This is a genomic window from Hymenobacter sp. DG01 (assembly GCF_006352025.1).
Taxonomy (GTDB): domain Bacteria; phylum Bacteroidota; class Bacteroidia; order Cytophagales; family Hymenobacteraceae; genus Hymenobacter.
Genome location: NZ_CP040936.1, coordinates 55,384 through 73,654 on the forward strand (window position 1 = coordinate 55,384; position 18,271 = coordinate 73,654).

The following is an 18,271-nucleotide window of genomic DNA, read 5'->3' on the forward strand; positions in this document are numbered from 1 at the left end:
TTTCTATAGAATACCCCTCTGATGAAGCTGCGTGCATTCTAGGCTGTGAGAGGGTAAAGTTTACCTCCATCCCATTTTTACCACTGCACCACCCGGAGCTGCACGGAATCCTGGCGGGCGGCGCGCTGGCGGGCCAAGGTCTGCTCGTAGCCGAGGCCGGTAAATTCGGAGTGCTCCAGAAAAAGCAGGGGAGAGGTAAGCAGCGGCTCGGGCCAGCTGGCTATGGCGGGCAGTCGGCGCAACGAGTCGAAAGCGGCTACGTTGGTGACGCGCCAGTACCCATCGAGTAGCAGGTAGCGGTAACCATGTCGGCGCAAGGAGCCTGCTTGGCGGTCTGAAAACACGGGTTTCACCGTATCAGCCGCGGAGCGAAAGGGCGCCAGCCCGATACCTACCGTGCTGATGACGGGTCCGGCCCTGTGTGCCTGCAGCCAGGCCGCTACCGCCGGGTAGCTGGTAGGCGTATACGCATAGATTTCCTGCTGAATTCGTCTGATGTTCAGTCCCACGGCCCCGAGAACTACCACCACCAGCGCGGCCACCGGCAGCCGCCGCAGCCACAGAAAGGCCAGGGCATACCACAGACCGTAGGCCCACAGCAGCCCGCGGGGCGCCTTTATGAGCAACGACATGCCCGCCAGCAGGCACCAGCCCCACACCGCCAGATACAGCTCCAGCGGCAGCGGAGTGCCCCGCCGCAGCCGGGGCAGCGCTGCCAGCGGCCCCAGCAGCCCCAGCCACACTACCCCCGACTCGAAGTCCCAGAGGTAGCGCAGGTAGTAGAGCCCGTCGGGCCGGATGGTGGCCGCCCGTCCGGCCGCGTTGGCCGCCTCTGGGAAGGCTACCTTGTAGTAAATAGCGGGCCACAGATACCAGGGCAGTCCGGCTAGTACGCCTACGGTGCCCAGCACGAGGTAGGGCGCCGCCAGCAGTCCAGCCACCCGCCACCAGTGGCCGTGGCGCCAGAGTAGCCCATCGGCCCGCCACCACTCCAGCACCGCCAGAATAGGCAGCGTCAACAGAAACTTATAGTTGAACCCCAGCCCTAGCACCAGCCAGCCAGTAGCCCGGTATAACGTGGCTGCGCTTGGAAGCTGTAGGCGTCGGTAGTAGGCCCGCAGCAGGCCGGCAAAGCACAGCAGGCTCCAGGAGCTCATGGTAAAGTCGCGGCCCGAAAAGGTCAGGAACAGGCTGGTGCCCGCCAGCAGAGTCAGCAGGCCGGTTTGCCAGCCGGGCAGCCGGGTTTTGCGGGCAATAAAAGCCACCAGCAAGCCCAGCGCGGCCACGGCCACCAGCGCGTTCAGGTGCTGGAATACGCGGTAGTCAGTAGTCAGCCAGGCTACTGGCGCGTACACCAACGAAAACACCGGGCTGCCATGATGAAACAGGTGCTGCAGCTGCCCGCGGCTTACCTCCTGCACAATCTGCCAGTTGCGCACCGAGTCGTAGTCGGGCAGGGCCGCCCCGGCTAGTCCGTACAGCCGCACGGCTGCCACGAGCAGCAAGGCCGGCAGCAGCCATAGGAGTAGTGTGCGGGATACGGGCAAACTGAAAGGAATTAAAACCTTGGCCCTACCCCCTTAAGAACAGAGCAACGGCAATATTAGGTTTTCGACATTGAAATAGTGCGAATTGCCACTTGTAGCAACGTACTTGCGGACTAGGTTGCTACCCCTGCAGGTAGCGCAAACCCCATTCACTTCCATCAGACCCTTGTAAGTATGCGCATTGTAGTGCAGCGAGTTCGGCAGGCCAGTGTTACGGTGGCGGGCCGCATTACCGGCCAGATAGGCCCCGGCTTACTGGTGCTGGCCGGTTTTGCCCCTACTGATGACACCCCCACCCTTACTTGGATGGCCCGTAAGCTGGTGCAGATGCGCATCTTCTCCGATGAAGAAGGCAAAATGAACTGCTCCGTTCAGGATATTGCGGGCGAGGTGCTGGTTGTAAGTCAGTTTACGCTGCTGGCCGATGCCCGTAAGGGCAACCGGCCCAGCTACATTGGTGCGGCACCCCCACCCGTGGCTATTCCCTTGTATGAAGAGTTTGTGCGGCTGGTTGCCGCCGAGCTGGGCCGCCCCGTGGCAACCGGAGAGTTCGGCGCCGACATGCAGGTGGCACTACTCAACGACGGCCCGGTAACCATTGTGCTCGACTCAAAGGAGTAAGGGAGCAACGAAGTAGCTGGGTAATCGGGCCTGCCCCTCAGCGCCCGACCTGCCCCGGCTCCCGTACCTTCATCAAAGTTTGTATTCATAGTTCCTTTGCATCATTACTGCGTTACTCTCACTCTGCCATGACCATTGACGAAGCCCAGCAAACCGTAGATCAGTGGATTCAGACCACCGGCGTGCGGTATTTCAACGAGCTAACCAACCTGGCAATGCTTACCGAGGAGGTAGGCGAGGTAGCCCGCATCATTGCCCGCCAGTATGGGGAGCAGTCGTTTAAAGAGTCCGATAGAAGCAAAGTGCTAGCCGATGAACTGGCCGACGTACTGTTTGTGGTGATTTGCCTAGCCAACCAGACGGGCGTCAACCTCACGGAAGCCCTGCAGCGCAACCTGGAGAAGAAAACTCAGCGCGACGCCACCCGCCACCAGCAAAACGAGAAGCTACGCTAACGCGGATACCCGCTTAAAACAAGAAAGTCGGGAGTAGCTATGTGCTCCCCCCGGCTTTCTTGTTTAACCTAGTGTTTAGCCCTTCACTTCAAACGGGTGGGCCACCTGCTCGAAATCGAGGCCGTGGCGCTGGGCCGTGTCAAGCAAAAGCTGGTGCTGCCAGGGGCGCAGGGTGTAGTTGGCGCCTTGCTCTACAATGTCGGCGATGAGGCGGTTGCTGAGCACCAGGTTGGCCATAATAGGGCTATGATCCTCGGCCAGATGAGTTTTTAGGGTCATCAGCAGGGCTTCCCGGGCATCGGCCTGGGCGGCTTTGGCACCCGTGAGCCGGCGGCGGAAGGGGAAGCGCCGCTGCTCAGCGGGCAGCGGCGGCTCGGGTTCCCGGTCTTCCTGGGCCAGGGTTACCAGGCGCTCGGCGAAGGGGCTGCGCTTTAGCTCGGGGTGCAGGCCCGGAGCGTTGCGCAGGTGCCCCGTGCTGGTTACGGGCAGACGCGTCAGCTCGGCCAGCCGGTCGTTGCTGGCTACCATGTAGCTGGGCCGGTCAATGTGGCGGGCTACCTCGTCGCGCAGCAGGTACAAGTCGCGGAACAGGGGCAGCTCCTGGGGCTGAATCCGGTACTTGCCAGCCAGGCGCAGGTAGGGCCGCTCGTCGCGGGAGTAGCGAACTTCTTCCAGGGCTTTGTTTTCCTGTTCTGCCCAGGCCGTGCGCCCCAGTGCTGCAAGCTTGGCCGTCAGGCGGTCCGTCAGCTCAAAGAGGTACAGCACGTCGTTAGCGGCGTACTGCTTCTGGGCCTCCGTGAGGGGGCGCTTCAGCCAGTTCGACTTCTGCTCGCCCTTATCCACCTCCATGCCCAGCTCCTGCTGAATCAGGCGCCCCAGGGAAATATTATTGTCGGCTTCGGCTAAAAGCGTATATTGTACGCTGGTATCGGTAATAGTGCGGACATGAACCCCGTAGAGTTCATCGAGCAGTAGGATGTCGGACTTGCAGCTGTGAAACACTTTCTCCACGGCCGGGTCGCGTAGTACCACCCAGAGCGGCTCCAGTTCCTGCGCCGGGTTGGTAAGGGGTAGGGGGTCGATGAGAAAAACGGTTTCGCCGTCAAATATCTGAATCAGAGCCAGATTTCGACCGTAGCGGTGCCGCATATCGTCAAATTCCAGGTCGATGGCTAAACGTGGGCGCTGGTGAAGAGCCTGCGCTACCTGCGCTACTACGGGGCTTTCGATTATGTACTGGGTATCAGGCATTTAACGATACTGATTCAGGAGAGAAAAAGGGTGGCGGGCTGCTATACTGGCCCCCTGACGGTTTAGTAAAGGTAGTCAGCCCAAGTTACCAAAACCACTGCCCTGGCCCGGGGTAACGGGGCTATAGAGTTCGGATTTTATATTGCTAATTGCAACCACCTTACTTCCAATTCGGTCCGGCGCCGGTAGTTCAGTGCTATGCATGCCGAATAAATGCATGTACCTTGCATATTCACCCGCACTTGCCGGCTCAGCGGACCGGCTTTCTTTCACTCTAATCGGCCTCAAGGAGGGCCAGGTTGTATGAAACAAAATTTTCTCATTCCACTGGCATGCGGTGTGCTGGTAGCTACTTCGGCTACGGCACAAACGCGCACAGTAAGTGGACGCGTAACGGACGCTACCGGCTCAGCTTTGCCGGGCGTAACCGTACTTGAGCGAGGCACTACCAATGGCACCAGCACCGGGGCCGACGGTAGCTTCTCGTTATCGGTGCAGCCGGGGGCTACACTGGTCCTGAGCTCCATCGGTTTTGAAACGCAGAACGTAGTAGTTGGCGACCGTACGACGGTGGCCGTGTCGCTGAAAAGCAGTGCCACGGAACTAGGCGAAGCGGTAGTAGTAGGCTACGGCACGCAAACCAAGGCCGACGTAACCGGCTCGGTAACCCAGCTCAGTGCCAAAGACGTTGAAAACGTACCGACCGTAAGCTTCGAGCAAGCCATTCAGGGCCGGGCGCCGGGCGTGCAGATCAACCAGACCTCGGGTAAGCTCGGGGCCGGGGTCCAGATCCGGGTGCGGGGTTCATCCTCGGTGACGGCCTCCAACCAGCCGCTTTACGTGATTGACGGCATTCCCGTGACCTCGCAGGACGTGGGCTCTGATACCGAGCCGCTGAACCCGCTGGCCGACCTGAACCCCAACGACATTGCCTCGATTACCATCCTGAAGGATGCCGCCTCGTCGGCCATCTACGGTTCGCGCGCTTCCAACGGGGTAGTGCTGGTAACCACCAAGCAGGGCCGCCAGGGCAAGACCAAGGTGAACGTAGGCTACTATATCGGCACCAGCGAAACTACCCGCCGCCGCCAGTTCCTGAACGCCGAGCAGTACAAGGAGCTGTTTGCCGAAGCTGCCACGAACGAAGGGTACGACCCGGCCGAGCAGTTTGCCGACAACGGCCTCGACTTCAACTCGGACGTGGACCAGAAGTGGAGCGACGAGCCGTTCCAGCGCGGCAAAGTGTCGCAGTACGACTTCAACGTGAGCGGCGGCGACGCTAAAACGCGCTTCTACCTGAGCACGACTTACAACGACCAGACCGGTATCATCATCGGGAACCGGTACCGCCGGGGTAGCGCCCGTATTAACCTCGACCACTCCATTTCCGAGCAGCTGAAGGTAGGCTTTAACCTCTCCTTGACCCGTTCGGTCAACGACCGCACGCCCAACGACAACGCCTTCTCCAACCCGGTGCAGCTGAACGCGCTGCCTCCGATTCAGCCCAAAATTGACCCCGCTACCGGTCAGCTGAACAAGAACACGCTCTACTACAACAACCTGCAGGATCTGGAGAACGGCCGCAACCGGGCCGGTACTTACCGTTCGTTTAGCAACGTCAACCTGCAGTACCAGCCCCTGAAAGGTCTGACGCTGCGCACCGAAGCCGGCGCCGACTTCCTGAACCTGAACGAGGAACTGTACCGCGCCGCCGGCACCCAGGACGGGGGTAACACGGGCTACGGCTACAGCAACCAGGTGCAGGTAATCAACTACACCACCAACAACACCGCTACCTACCTCAAAACCATCGGCGAAGACCACAGCATTGAAGCGCTGGCTGGCTTCTCGTTCCAGCGCTCCGATGCGCAGGGCACGTCGGCCGAAGGCCGGGGCTTCCCGAACACGGAGTTTACCAAAGTAGCCAGTGCCGCCATCAAAACCGCGGGTTCGGGCTCCGACCGGGATGGTTTCTCGTTCGTGTCGTATTTCGGCCGCGTAAACTACGCCTTCCGCAACCGCTACCTGATTTCGGGCAGTGTGCGCCGCGACGGTTCTTCGCGCTTCGGGGCTAATAACAAGTATGGTACCTTCGGGGCCGGCTCCGTGGGCTGGGTTATCACGGAAGAAGACTTCCTGAAAGATAACGGCTTCGTAAACTTCCTGAAGCTGCGGGCCAGCTACGGTCTGACGGGTAATGCCGAAATCGGCAACTTTGCCTCCCGCAGCCTCTTCGGCTCGCTGCCTTACGCCGACCAGGCGGGTATTGCGCCCGGCACCGTGCTGGGTAACCCCAACCTGACCTGGGAAAGCACCGCCCAGGCCGACCTGGGTCTGGAATTCGGTTTCTTCGACAACCGCATTTCGGGTGAGGTGGACGTGTACGAGAAGAAAACCACGGACCTGCTGCTGAGCCGGCCGCTGCGCTACTCGGGCGGCTACACCAGCGTAACCGAGAACATTGGTTCGCTGCGCAACCGGGGTCTGGAAATCTCGCTGAACACGCGCAACATCGACAAGGAGTTCAAGTGGAACACCAACTTCAACATCTCCTTCAACCGCAACAAGGTTACCTCCCTGGCGGCTCCCATCCAGAGCCAGTACCTGGGTAGCGTACGCGAGGGGCAGCCGATTGGTATTTTCTACGGCCGCAAATATGCCGGCGTAGATCCGGCCAACGGGGATGCGCTCTACTACACGGCCGAAGGAACTACCACCAACAACCCCGCGTTGGCGTCCTTGCAGATCGTGGGTAACCCCAACCCTGATTTCCAGGGTGGTATCACGAACACCTTCTCGTTCAAGGGCTTTGATTTGAGCGCGCTGGGCCAGTTCACCTACGGCAACGATATTTACAACGCGGCCGGTATTTACCAATCGGTGAACGGGGACTACTTCGACAACCAGACGATTGATCAGCTGCGGCGCTGGCAGAAGCCCGGTGACATCACCGATGTACCCCAGGCGCGTCTGTACGCCGCCAACGGCACGCAGGTATCGTCGCGCTGGGTAACCGGCGGCTCGTTCTTCCGGGTGAAGAACATCACGCTGGGCTACACCCTGCCGGCTGAGCTGGTGAAGCGGGGCCGCATGTCGTCGGTGCGGGTGTATGTGCTGGTACAGAACCTGGCCACCATCACCAACTACGATGGCTACGACCCCGAGGTAAACACGGCCGCTTTTGGTGCTGCTAACTACCTCATCGGCCACGACTTCTACACGCCCCCGCTGCAGAAAACCTTCCAGGCGGGCATCAACGTGGGTTTCTAACGCTCTAGATCAACTTTCTGATGAAATCGATATTTTCTCGTTCTGCTTACCTGCTCGCCCTGGGGCTTAGCCTGAGCCTGACGGCGTGCGACAAACAGCTGGACATCGACCCGTTCCAGTCGGTAGATGCCAGTACGGCTCTGGACTCGGAAACGAAGGTAGGCAGCGCCGTGGTGGGTATGTACGCCCGCCTCGACAGCCCCAACCTGTACGGTACCGACCTGATTCTGGTGCCTGAGTTGCTGGCCCCCGACAACTACATCGGCTTCCAGGGTACTTTCACCAACTACCGGCAGCTGGCCCTGCGTACTACTAACGCCCAAAACAGCTCGGCTGAGGCTATCTGGCGTACCGCCTACCAGGCTATAAACCAGGCCAACCTAGTGCTGGAGGCCTTGCCGGTAGTATCAACAGCCAGCCTAAAGTCGCAGTACGAAGGAGAAGCCCGCTTCATCCGGGCCGATATGTTCTTTGAGCTGGTGCGTCTTTACGCCAAGCAGTACGAGGCCGGCGGCGCCAACACTCAACTGGGCGTGCCGTTGAGCCTGACGCCCGTGCGGAGCGTACAGGAAGCTTCCACCACCCAGGCCCGCAATACGGTGGCTGAGGTGTACAACCAGGTTATCACGGACCTAACCGAGGCCATTAAGTTGCTGCCGAACTCCAACGGTACCCGGGCCACCAGCTATACGGCTAAGGCCCTGCTGGCGCGCGTTTACCTGCAGCAGAGCCGCTTTGCCGAAGCCGGCGCCCTGGCCGACGACGTTATCAAAAACAGCGGCAAATCCCTCTCGCCCACGCTGCAGTCGGTATTTACCAACCGTAACTCCTCGGAAACTCTGCTGGAAATTCAGCAGAACGACCAGAACAATGCGGGCACTTCCAACAGCGGTCTGGCTACCTTGTTTGCCAGCATCGGGCAGCTGGGTCGCGGCGACGTGCGCGTACTGCCGGCCTTTGCCAACCTTTACGAGGCAACCGATGCCCGCGGCACGGCTCAGCTGCTGTACGTAGGCACGGGCGCCCGTCCGGGTAGCCTGCGTACGGGCAAGTACACCACCTATGGCCAGAACATTCCGGTGATTCGGCTGGCGGAGATGTACCTGATCCGGGCGGAAGCTTCGTTCCGGGCTGGCAATGCTGCCGCCGCTCTGGCCGATATCAACCGCATCCGGACCCGCTCGGGCGCTACTCCCCTCACGGCGGCGCAGCTCACTCTGGCTACCATTCTGCGGGAGCGGCAGCTGGAGCTGGCCTTCGAGGGCTTCCGCATCCACGACCTGAAGCGCACGAATACCGACATCTTTATTCCGGCTTCGGGCACCAACCCGGCTACTACCTTCCCCATTACGAGCAACATTCTGGTGTTGCCCATTCCGTTCCGGGAAATAAATGTGAACACGGCTCTGGTACAAAACCCCGGCTACTAACCTAGCGGTTACCCGGTAAGGCAAAAGGCCGCAACGCTCAGCGTTGCGGCCTTTTTATTGGGGCAGGGGCCAGCACCGCGGCCGCGGTGCCGGCTCCGGGCCATTATTCCTCATCCTCCTCCTGCAGGTGGCTGAAGTCGAGGGTAGGGGCTAGGCGAAGGGCTTCCCGAATCACATCATCCATCAGGGGTTGGGAGTCGGCGTCGAGGGCGCGCTCAAACAGGTGAAGCAGCTGTTCGCCTTCCTCATTGACGTAGAGGTTGGTATAGAGCCGTTCGAATACATTGGCTTCCTTGGTAATAGTGGCATCAATGGCCGCCACGGAGGTTGCCTTGAGGGCCTGGCGCAACACCTCCATCACGCGGCGGCTTTCCTCCAGGTCGCCGAGGTCGGTGAGCAGCTTCATCAGGGACAGGGCTACCCCCAGGCGTACCCGCTCGAAACGGAAAGACAGGTCCCGCGGGTCGGCTTCCTCGAAAGTGCGGTAAGCTGACAGGGTAGTAGCCGGCAGGTAATGAGCAGCATCGGGGGCGGCGGAAAAGGCGAGCTGCAGCAGCCGCTGATAAGGAGAAACAAGCATATAAGACAGAAAAACACCCGGGCCCGATTGAAAGCCAGGGCAAACTATAATCGGGACTGAACGTAACCCCACCATCCAAAGGTACGATTGTGTATTTTGGCACGGGTAGCGCGGCGCACCTACTGCGTTACCGGCTTTCCCACTCCTAAACTCCTTCGCTTGGCCATGACCCACAGAGACAAATGGTTGGTATTTGCCCCCGCCGGGCTGGTAACGGTTGGCCTGGGCGCCTGTCTGGTGCAATGGGCCGCCGATAAAAAGCGCAACGGCCACTCGACCTCGGAATGGGTAGCGGCCGGCACGGCGGCCTTGGTTGTCTTCAACGCCGGCCTGAGCCTGTTCGGGCGGGGCGTGGCCGAAAGTGTGCTCTACCAACTCAAAGAGAAGCCGCGCGAAATGGATTACGGCAACGTAGGCCGGTTGTAGCAACTCAGATGGCGAATTTGCCGTCTGACTTTTCCTGAAGGGTAGCTCCAGCAGGGGCTTACCCGGAACCACCTACCCCTTCCTCACCGCTCAAAGCTCCAACGGGCCAGCACTAGTCGTTGAACGATTGGTGCTGGCCCGTTGGGGCTTTGTTGAGGATCTATATTAGGTCTTGCTACCGATGCAGCGCTTCATTGGGGCTACCCCTCCGAAATCAATGAACCGGCAAACGGCTCCTGGCTGCTAACTCACCGCTTACAGCACCCGCACTTTTAGCTGGGAAGCGTGCTGCGGAGAGTGATAAAGACGGTGGGTTGCGGCCTGGAAGTCTTTTTCATTGGCCTCGAAGATATTAGGCACGAAGGTTTGAGGGTTGCGGTCCACCAGCGGAAACCAGCTGCTTTGTACCTGTACCATCAGGCGGTGGCCTTTGCGGAAGGTGTGGCAGAGGTCTTGCACGGTAAACGGCACGGCCGTTACCTGGCCCGGCACGAAGGCTTCCGGCTTGCTGAAGCTATTGCGGAAGCGCCCACGCATCACCTCCGAGCGCACCATTTGCTGGTAGCCGCCCAGCTTCACGGCCGGGTTCAGGCTGGGGTTGCTGGGAGTGTCGTCGGGGTACACATCAATGATTTTTACGACCCAATCGGCGTCGGTGCCGGTGGTAGCTACCTGCAGCAGGGCCTCAATGGGGCCGGCCAGCGTCAGGTCCTCGGCGAGGACGTCGGTCTGGTAGGTGAGCACATCGGGCCGGCGCGAGGCGAAGCGCTGGTCGTCGGTCATGTACTCGCGGGTCATGCCGGTGGCTGTAGCCTCGGTGAAGGGTACGGGGTGGGCCGGGTCGCTGAGATACTGGTCGAACTCGGGGCCGGCGGCTGCCTGCTCGAAGCCGATTTTGCCATTGGCCTGGAAAAATAAGGTACGCTCCTGCGCTTCTTTTGGTGGCCAGGTAGCAAACGTGCGCCAGCGGTTGGTCCCGCCCTCGAAAATGGTGGCCTCAGGAGTGGCAGCCGGCTTGCCGTCCTTCAGATACGATTTGAAAAAGGGCGCCTCAATTTCCTTTTGGTAGTACAGGGAAGGTGACTCGCCGTAGGCCACGTTGCCTACCATTTCGCCGGTGCCGCGGGCCCAGCCCCCGTGCACCCAAGGGCCCATCACGAGGCCGTTGCGCTGACCGGGGTTCTGCTTTTCAATGGTTTCATAAATCTTCAGAGCCCCGAAGAGGTCCTCGGCATCGTTGAAGCCGCCCACGGTCAGCACGGCCGTATTCTTGTTGAGGTTTTTGAGGTGAGGCCGCAGGTTGCGGGCCTGCCAGAACTCGTCGTAGTTGGGGTGCTGCGTCAGGTCGTTCCAGAAAGCTACCTGCCCTTTGTAATAGCGGGCGTCGGCGTTTTTGAGCGGCCCCATTCGCATGAAAAAGTCGTAGCCATCGGGGGTGCCGTGCTGGAAGGCCGGGTTGCCGGTGGGGGTAGGCTGGGGGCGAGGCAGCCCGAACGAAGCCAGGAAATTGAAGGCATGCGGCAGGAAAAAGGCCCCGTTGTGGTGAAAATCATCCCAGAACCAGTCGGCAATAGGGGCCTGGGGCGAGGAGGCCTTCAGGGCTGGGTGACGGCTGAGCAGACCCGTGGCGGTATAGTAGCCGGGGTAGCTGATGCCCCACTGGCCTACCCGCCCGTTGTTCTTAGGCCCTTTTTTCAGCAACCACTCAATGGTGTCGTACGTATCGGTGCCCTCGTCGGTGTCGGTTTTGCCTTGGTACGAGGTTTTGGCCGGCCGCACATCCACAAACTGCCCCTCCGACATGTAGCGGCCCCGCACATCCTGGTAAGCAAAAATGTAGCCCTCGTGCATCATGGTGCTGCTGGGCCCCAGGTTTTTCTTGTACTTGCCCGGCCCGTAGGGCCCCACTGCGTAGGGTGTGCGGTTGAGCATGATGGGGTACTTTACCTTATCGGCATCCTTGGGCGCGTACACGATGGTGTAGAGCTTTACCCCGTCGCGCATCGGAATCTGGTACTCGAACTTGTTGTAGTGCTGCTGAATGTAGAGCGTATCGGCCAGCACTACAGCCAGCTGCTGCTTGTCGGCCTCGGAGGGCAGCGGGTACGATACCGGAGTCTGGGCCTGGGCGGCACTGGCGGCGGCAACGAGCAGGGCGACCAGCAGGGCCCGGGGCGGGGTAGGGGTAGGCATACGGATGAAGGGGTAGGAAGGTGAAACAGGTAGCAGAGTAGTGGGTAAGGTAAGCAAGTGCCCGCTGGGATGCCAGCAGGTAGCACCGCAGCGCCGGAGCATGGCATCTTTTTCCGGCGCGGACGGTCAGATTCTGTTTTCTTTGGCTACCAAACCTTTCCTTAACCTCGCCGGCCTCTGCCGGTGCTACCCCGTACCCCCGTGCTTAACTCCCGATTACGAGCGGCTTACTTCTGGCTGCTTTGCCTGCTGCTCAGCCCTCAGCTGTTTGCCCAAACTCCCGGCGCCGCCGAAGGGGCCTTGCTCACCCCGCGCCAGTTTTTAGGCTACGAGCTGGGTACCGGCTTTACTCCGCACGCCGAGCTGTTGCGCTACGTAGAGCATGTGGTGCAGCATAGCCCCGGCCGCATGAAGCAGCAGCGCTACGGTCGTACCTACGAGAACCGCCCGCTGGAGCTGGTGTACGTGGCTACCCCCGACAATTTGAGCCGCCTCGACGACATTCGGCGCAACAACTTGCGCCTGGCCGGCCTGGAAAGCGGTGCCGCCCAGCGTCAGCAGCCGGCCGTGGTGTGGCTTAGCTACAATGTGCACGGCAACGAAGCCGTGTCGTCGGAGGCAGTGATGCAGGTGCTTTACGACCTGGCCAACCCCCAGGACCAGCAGATGCAGCAGTGGCTCCAGAACCTGGTGGTTATCGTGGACCCCTGCGTGAACCCCGACGGCCGCGACCGGTATGCGCAGTGGTACAACCGCGTGGCTAACCAGCAGCCCAACTCCTCGCCCCTGAGCTGGGAGCACCACGAGCCCTGGCCTGGTGGACGCTACAACCATTACTACTTCGATCTGAACCGCGACTGGGCCTGGCAAACCCAGCAGGAAAGCCGCCAGCGCATAGCCGTGTACAACCAGTGGCTGCCCCAGGTGCACGCCGATTTCCACGAGATGGGGCCCAACAACCCGTATTACTTCTCGCCTGCGGCCAAACCCTTCCATGCTGACCTCACGGAATGGCAGCGCAAGTTCCAGAACATCATCGGCGACTATAACCGCCGGGTATTCGACAAAAACAACTGGCTGTACTTCACCCGCGAAACCTACGACCTGTTTGCGCCCTTCTACGGCGACACCTGGCCTTCCTTCAACGGGGCCATCGGCATGACCTACGAGCAGGGTGGGGGTAGTCCGGCCGGCATCAGCTACACCAAAGCCGACGGCGACACCCTCACCCTGGCCCAGCGCATTGCCCACCACCACGCCACCAGTCTGGCGACCATTCAGGCCGCCGCCGACCGCCACGACGAGCTGGTTCGGGAGTTTCAGAAGTTCTACCTCGATGCCCGCACCAAGCCCCGCGGCGACTATAAGTCCTTTGTAGTGGCCGGGACGGCTGATGCCGGCCAGGTGCGCGCCCTGACCCAATACCTCGACCGCCAGCAAATCAGATACGGCTACGCCGCCAAGCGCAGCAAGCAGCGCGCCTATAGCTACGCTACGGGCCAGACGGAAACCGTGCAGATTGAGCCCCGCGACCTGGTAGTGAGCATGTACCAGCCCAAATCAACATTGGTGAAGGTGCTGTTTGAGCCCCAGGCAGCCCTGGAAGACTCCCTGACATACGACCTCACGGCCTGGTCGTTGCCGTATGCCTTTGGCCTGAAAGCCTACGCCCTGAAAAGCACAGTAGAGGCCAATAACTCGGCCCCGGCCAAGCCCGCTACCCCCACGCTGCCCGCCAACCCTCCCTATGCCTACGTGGCCCGGTGGAATAGCCTCCCGGACGTGCGCTTTCTGGGCCGCTTGCAGCAGCTGGGCGTGAAGGTGCGCGTGGCCGATGAGCCGTTTGAAACAGAAGGCCAGCAGTACCAGCGCGGCACCCTCGTGATTCCGCGGACGGGCAACGAGCGGTTGGGAGCCCGCTTCGACCAGCTGGTGCGTGCTCAGGCCGACTCGGCCGGTGTGCAGGTGCAGGCCGTGCAGTCGGGCCTCTCCACTAGCGGCGGCGACCTGGGTTCCCGGTCGGTGCGCCCTCTGCAGCAGCCCAAGGTGGCTATTCTGGCCGGCCCGGGTATAGATGCCACCGCATTCGGAGAGGTGTGGCACTTCTTCGAGCAGCAGATCGGCTACCCCGTGTCGGTGCTGGGAACGGATTATTTCAGCAGCGTGCCCCTGGCCGAGTTCGACGTATTGATTCTGCCCGATGGCCGCTACGACAACGTTCTGACAGAGCGCAGCCTGGAAAGCGTAAAGAATTGGGTGCGGGCCGGCGGCCGCCTTATTGCTCTCGAGGGTGCTACCCGCTTTCTGGCCGACAAGAAGGATTTCCTGCTGAAGGCCAAGCCCGCCGACAGCGCCACTACCAAGAAGCCTAACCCTTACGCCGCCCTGCGCCGTTACGCCGATGCCGAGCGGGAGCAGATTGGCGAACGGGTACAAGGAAGCGTGTACCGCGTACAGCTCGATAACACCCATCCGCTGGCCTTCGGCTACGGCAGCACCTACTACGCCCTTCTGCGCGATACACCCAACTACCGGTTTATGCCCCAGGGTGGTTGGAACGTGGGCGTGCTTAAGAAAAATGGCTATGCGGCCGGCTTTACGGGCCGAAAAGCCCAGCGCGCCCTCAATGACAGCTTTGTACTGGGCTCCCAGGATCTGGGCCGCGGGCAGGTAGTATACCTGGCTGATAATCCGCTGTTCCGAGCCTTCTGGCAGGGCGGTAAGCTGCTATTCGGCAACGCGGTGTTTATGGTGGGGCAGTAGCTCAGGGAGTCTGTGCGCTGCTCATTTCAGATGCTACGGCTTCTGGTCTGCCGGTGCTAAACACAACAAAAAGAGCTTGCCGAAAGGCAAGCTCTTTTTGTTGTATCCGACATCTGCGACATCTAGTGAGTCTGCAGAGGCTGCGGTTTTAGTCCACAACGTCCTCGGCTTTGTTTTTCACGGCTTTCGCACCTTTTTTCACGGCGTGACCGGTTTTCTTGGCGCCTTTTTCTACAACCGCGCCGGTTTTCTTACCGGCCGATTTTACGTCCTGTTTCGTATTGTAGGCTTTCTGACCGGCTTTGGTGCGGCCGGAGCGGGCTTCTACTTTCACGGTGCCGTTATCGCGCTCCGTTACGGTCGTTTTGGCGCCGGAAGCATCGTCGCGGACGGTGGTTTTGTCGCCTTGGGCGAAGGCGGCCGTCGAGAAAAGCGCGGCGGCGGCCAGCATTACTATCTTTTTCATGAGGAGAGTCTGCTTAGGTAAGTAGATTATGAGTCCTTATACGGGTTGCTGAAAATTGGTTGTGAAATGCCAACTTGCGGCTACCCTCACCTGCCGGCCCCGGTCCTGGTGCCTCAGCAACCATCACACTGTAGCCCTGCCATTGTACCCATTTCCAGTATGTTTTCTGCCATATTTGCAAGTATCAGGCAATCAGATAGATATATTGATGTGCTTTATAGATATGGGATGTTTGGAATCCGTAAAGCAAAGTCAGCTTCACGAATTTGAGAATGTAGGGAAAGGTAAAGCAACATATGTCACAGAATAAAAAAGCCCCATTCATGGGGCTTTTTCGGTTAAACCAGTTCAGCTACTCAAGGCAGCAGCAAAGAAGAGTCGCCGTAGCTCAGGAAGCGGTAGTTATGAGCCAGCGCGTGGTCATAAACGCGGCGCCAGTCAGGGCCCAGCAAGGCTGCAACCAGTAGAAGCAGCGTGCTCTCGGGTTGATGAAAGTTGGTAATCAGCCCCCGAATTACCCGGAACTCATAACCTGGCGCAATCAGAAGCTGCGTGGTAGCGTGCAGCGTATCAGAGTTGCTTTCTTCTAAATGGCGCAGTAGCGCTCTGAAAGCCTCAACAGCCGGCACTGCCGACTGACCCTGGTAGGGTTGCCATTGGCTTACGTGCCACACTGGTTCGGCCTGGGGCTGCAGCATGAGGCGCGCACCTAGCCAATATAGGCTTTCCAGAGTACGCAGACTAGTGGTGCCGACTGCAATAATAGGCTGGGGCAGGTGCTCCAGCAACTGCCGCAACGTGGCGGCCGTTACGCTGATCGGCTCTCCGTGCATGGGGTGGCCCTCCATGGAGGCCGCCTTAACTGGCTGGAAAGTGCCGGCGCCTACGTGCAGGGTTACGTGGGCCGCCGCAACAGACCGAGATGCTAGCTCAGCCAGCACGGCGTCCGAGAAGTGAAGCCCTGCGGTGGGCGCGGCTACTGCCCCTTCGTGCGCGGCGTAAACCGTTTGGTACCGGACGGCGTCGGCGGCCGTATCGGTTCGATTGAGGTAAGGGGGTAGGGGCAAATGACCGGCTCCTCGCAATACTTCCGCAAAAGGCAGCGCGGCCGGCTCCCAGCTAAATCGAATCAGGGCGTATCCTTCGCCCTGTTCTACCCGCTCAGCGGTGAGCACCGCGGCCTGGCCGGCAGCCTCGAACTCCAGCGTTACCGGTCCAGTTTTCCAGCGTTTCCCGTTTCCGACCAGGCATTTCCAGACGCAGCTGCCGGTTTGCTGCATGGCAGGCTCAATGGCGCGGTGCGGGGCTACCGGCTCCAAGCAGAATAACTCTACTATGCCGCCGGTTGGCCGCCGGGCAAACAACCGCGCCCGCACCACTTTGGTATCATTGAAAACCAGCAGGCTACTGGCCGGGAGCAAGGCCGGAACCTCGTAAAACTGCCGGTCGGAGATGGTGCCGGCCTGGTACACCAGCAGCTTCGACTGGTCGCGGTTAGGCAGAGGCTCCGGGGCAATGCGCTCCGGGGGTAGCTGGTACGTGAAGTCGTGGATGGAAAGCTGACGAGGATCGGACGAGGAAAAAGCCATAGCCCGCAAAGATAAAGCGGGGCGCCTGATGCCGCTTGCTACCCCATACAACTTGCGCCGGGGTAGGCTAAAACCACCTATTTCCGGAAAAACAGCAGATGCTGCTGGGGCAGAGTTTCCACCGAATCAGTGAGGCGCAGACCGATGGCTGCCATTTCGCGGCGGGCCTGGGCCACGCTCATCTTATGAATGCGTTTGATGGGCACGTTAGGGTCTTCGGCCCGGTACTCTACCAAGGCTACCCTGCCGGTGGGGCTGAGGGAGTTCCGAATGGCGCGCATCATTTCCCGTGGGTGGTCGAACTCGTGGTAGGCGTCCACAATCAGCACCAAGTCAACTCCTCGCTCAGGAAGGTTGGGGTTCTGGGTAGTTCCGCGCACCGGTATCACGTTGTGGATATGCTGCTTTCCGGCCGTTTCACGCAAAGCGGTCAACATTTCGGGCTGAATATCCACAGCCAGCACCTTGCCTTTGGGCACCAAAGGACTAATCCGAAAAGAGAAATAACCCGTCCCGGCCCCTATATCAGCCACTACATCGGTGGGTTTGAGCTTAAGCTCGCGCAACAAAATATCGGTTCCTTCTTCCTGCTGTCGGTCAGCGCGCTCAAGCCAGCCTGCGCCCTCATGCCCCATCACGTGGGCAATCTGGCGGCCCATGTAGTAGGTGCTGATGCCGTTGGGGTCCTGAGGAGCGCGCCGCTCGTAGCCACTGGTGTCAGGCAGGGCCTGCCGACGCGCTTCTACCAGTTGAGCAGCGGTACTTTCAGTGAGAGGCTGCGTGCAGGCCAAAGGCCCGAGAAGCAAACCGGTTGCTGCGCATAGCAGCAAATACTTTGAATGGAACGGCATATGCACGGGTGCAAATAAACAGCGCGACGATAACATCTGTCCAGCCCGAACCGTTCGGTGGGAGGAGGCAACAAAAAAATAACCCTTCGCTAAGTGCCTGCGTAGCCGCAAGGAAGCAACCTGACGGGCAGTTGCTGGCAGGGAATATATCCTGTTTTTTATTTTCATTCTTTAATTTGCCCGTACAAGTCCCGTTCGCATACCATTCACCCTAATTTCTTTTCCCCTTATGAAACACCTGTCCGGAATCCTGCACAAGCTTACGGCTGTGGCGGCTGTAGCAGTAGCTCTGACCAGCTGCAACCGCGCTGAGTATGCTATGCTGCCCAAAACTTCATCGGCTTACCACGGTACCCAGCGGGGAGTAGTGGTAGCACCCGCTGTGGCCGTGGCCCCGGAAGCTACCGCTCCTGTCGCCTCAGAAGCGGTAGTAGAGCCCGCAGCACCGGCCACCAGCGCCACCACTCCGGCCGCGCAGGCTCCGGTAGCCGAGCGCTCGGCTGTAGCTAGTGCTCCTGCTAAGGCTGCAGCCCCGGCCAAAGCCACTACGGCACCCAAGCTGAACCTGGCCCAGAAAGCTCTGGTAGCCAAGTTGGCCAAGAAAGCCGATAAGCTGGCCGCTAAAGCTCAAGTGAGCAAGAAATCGGAAACGGCGGCTAAGGAAGACGCCAACGCCATCAGCCGCAACATCAAGCTCGGCATCATCCTGCTGCTGGTAGGTATTCTGGTGGGCCTGATTATCCCAATTTTGGGTAGCGTAATTGCCATCATCGGTATTGTATTCATCGTGCTGGGCCTGCTCGACGAGGTATAGTAGGATAGTAACCCG

Annotated in this window: 14 protein-coding genes; 7 read left to right on the top strand and 7 right to left on the bottom strand. The window is 59.9% G+C overall.

Annotated features, from left to right (window positions below; all coding sequences use genetic code 11):
- Positions 1–77: 77 nt before the first annotated feature.
- On the bottom strand, positions 78–1,547 hold the full coding sequence (locus FGZ14_RS00210) for a hypothetical protein (protein ID WP_139920029.1): 1,470 nt from the start codon (positions 1,545–1,547) through the stop codon (positions 78–80).
- Between the two features lie 174 nt (positions 1,548–1,721).
- Between FGZ14_RS00210 and dtd the strand changes: the two genes are divergently transcribed.
- Both dtd and FGZ14_RS00220 read left to right on the top strand, forming a co-directional pair.
- Positions 1,722–2,168, top strand: a complete 447-nt coding sequence (gene dtd, locus FGZ14_RS00215) for a D-aminoacyl-tRNA deacylase (protein ID WP_139920031.1) — start codon at positions 1,722–1,724, stop codon at positions 2,166–2,168.
- Positions 2,169–2,296: 128 nt separating this feature from the next.
- The gene (locus tag FGZ14_RS00220; RefSeq protein WP_139920033.1) at positions 2,297–2,623 is read left to right on the top strand and encodes a nucleotide pyrophosphohydrolase; all 327 of its coding nucleotides are present in this window, start codon (positions 2,297–2,299) and stop codon (positions 2,621–2,623) included.
- A gap of 75 nt (positions 2,624–2,698) precedes the next feature.
- Here the strand turns inward: FGZ14_RS00220 and FGZ14_RS00225 are convergent, their stop codons facing one another.
- Positions 2,699–3,874, bottom strand: a complete 1,176-nt coding sequence (locus tag FGZ14_RS00225; RefSeq protein ID WP_139920036.1) for an HRDC domain-containing protein — start codon at positions 3,872–3,874, stop codon at positions 2,699–2,701.
- 303 nt (positions 3,875–4,177) lie between these two features.
- On the opposite strand from FGZ14_RS00225, the gene FGZ14_RS00230 reads away from it, so the two are divergent.
- Positions 4,178–7,144, top strand: a complete 2,967-nt coding sequence (locus FGZ14_RS00230) for a TonB-dependent receptor (protein ID WP_139920038.1) — start codon at positions 4,178–4,180, stop codon at positions 7,142–7,144.
- 20 nt (positions 7,145–7,164) lie between these two features.
- On the top strand, positions 7,165–8,574 hold the full coding sequence (locus FGZ14_RS00235) for a RagB/SusD family nutrient uptake outer membrane protein (protein ID WP_139920040.1): 1,410 nt from the start codon (positions 7,165–7,167) through the stop codon (positions 8,572–8,574).
- Between the two features lie 103 nt (positions 8,575–8,677).
- Here the strand turns inward: FGZ14_RS00235 and FGZ14_RS00240 are convergent, their stop codons facing one another.
- Complete coding sequence (locus tag FGZ14_RS00240) at positions 8,678–9,154, bottom strand: hypothetical protein (protein ID WP_139920042.1); 477 nt, start codon at positions 9,152–9,154, stop codon at positions 8,678–8,680.
- Between the two features lie 165 nt (positions 9,155–9,319).
- On the opposite strand from FGZ14_RS00240, the gene FGZ14_RS00245 reads away from it, so the two are divergent.
- Positions 9,320–9,580 (top strand): hypothetical protein, encoded by a 261-nt coding sequence (locus tag FGZ14_RS00245; RefSeq protein ID WP_139920044.1) that lies wholly within the window; start codon positions 9,320–9,322, stop codon positions 9,578–9,580.
- A 255-nt stretch (positions 9,581–9,835) separates the two neighbouring features.
- Here the strand turns inward: FGZ14_RS00245 and FGZ14_RS00250 are convergent, their stop codons facing one another.
- Positions 9,836–11,773, bottom strand: coding sequence for a CocE/NonD family hydrolase (locus FGZ14_RS00250; RefSeq protein WP_139920046.1), 1,938 nt, complete (start codon positions 11,771–11,773; stop codon positions 9,836–9,838).
- Between the two features lie 201 nt (positions 11,774–11,974).
- Between FGZ14_RS00250 and FGZ14_RS00255 the strand changes: the two genes are divergently transcribed.
- Positions 11,975–14,536, top strand: coding sequence for a M14 family metallopeptidase (locus FGZ14_RS00255; protein ID WP_257883296.1), 2,562 nt, complete (start codon positions 11,975–11,977; stop codon positions 14,534–14,536).
- Positions 14,537–14,684: 148 nt separating this feature from the next.
- Here FGZ14_RS00255 and FGZ14_RS00260 read toward each other — a convergent pair whose 3' ends face one another.
- The 3 genes from FGZ14_RS00260 to FGZ14_RS00270 all read right to left on the bottom strand — a co-directional run bounded on the left by FGZ14_RS00260 (position 14,685) and on the right by FGZ14_RS00270 (position 17,382).
- Positions 14,685–15,002 carry a hypothetical protein gene (locus tag FGZ14_RS00260; RefSeq protein ID WP_139920048.1) on the bottom strand — a complete coding sequence of 106 codons (318 nt, stop codon included), beginning with the start codon at positions 15,000–15,002 and terminating at the stop codon, positions 14,685–14,687.
- Positions 15,003–15,358: 356 nt separating this feature from the next.
- A complete protein-coding gene (locus FGZ14_RS00265) occupies positions 15,359–16,591 on the bottom strand; it encodes an S-adenosylmethionine:tRNA ribosyltransferase-isomerase (protein ID WP_139920050.1) in 1,233 nt (410 codons plus the stop codon).
- A 77-nt stretch (positions 16,592–16,668) separates the two neighbouring features.
- Positions 16,669–17,382, bottom strand: coding sequence for a class I SAM-dependent methyltransferase (locus FGZ14_RS00270; RefSeq protein ID WP_257883297.1), 714 nt, complete (start codon positions 17,380–17,382; stop codon positions 16,669–16,671).
- 289 nt (positions 17,383–17,671) lie between these two features.
- Between FGZ14_RS00270 and FGZ14_RS21880 the strand changes: the two genes are divergently transcribed.
- Positions 17,672–18,256: a hypothetical protein gene (locus FGZ14_RS21880; RefSeq protein ID WP_219601038.1), complete on the top strand. Its 585-nt coding sequence runs from the start codon at positions 17,672–17,674 to the stop codon at positions 18,254–18,256.
- The last annotated feature ends 15 nt before the right edge of the window (positions 18,257–18,271 follow it).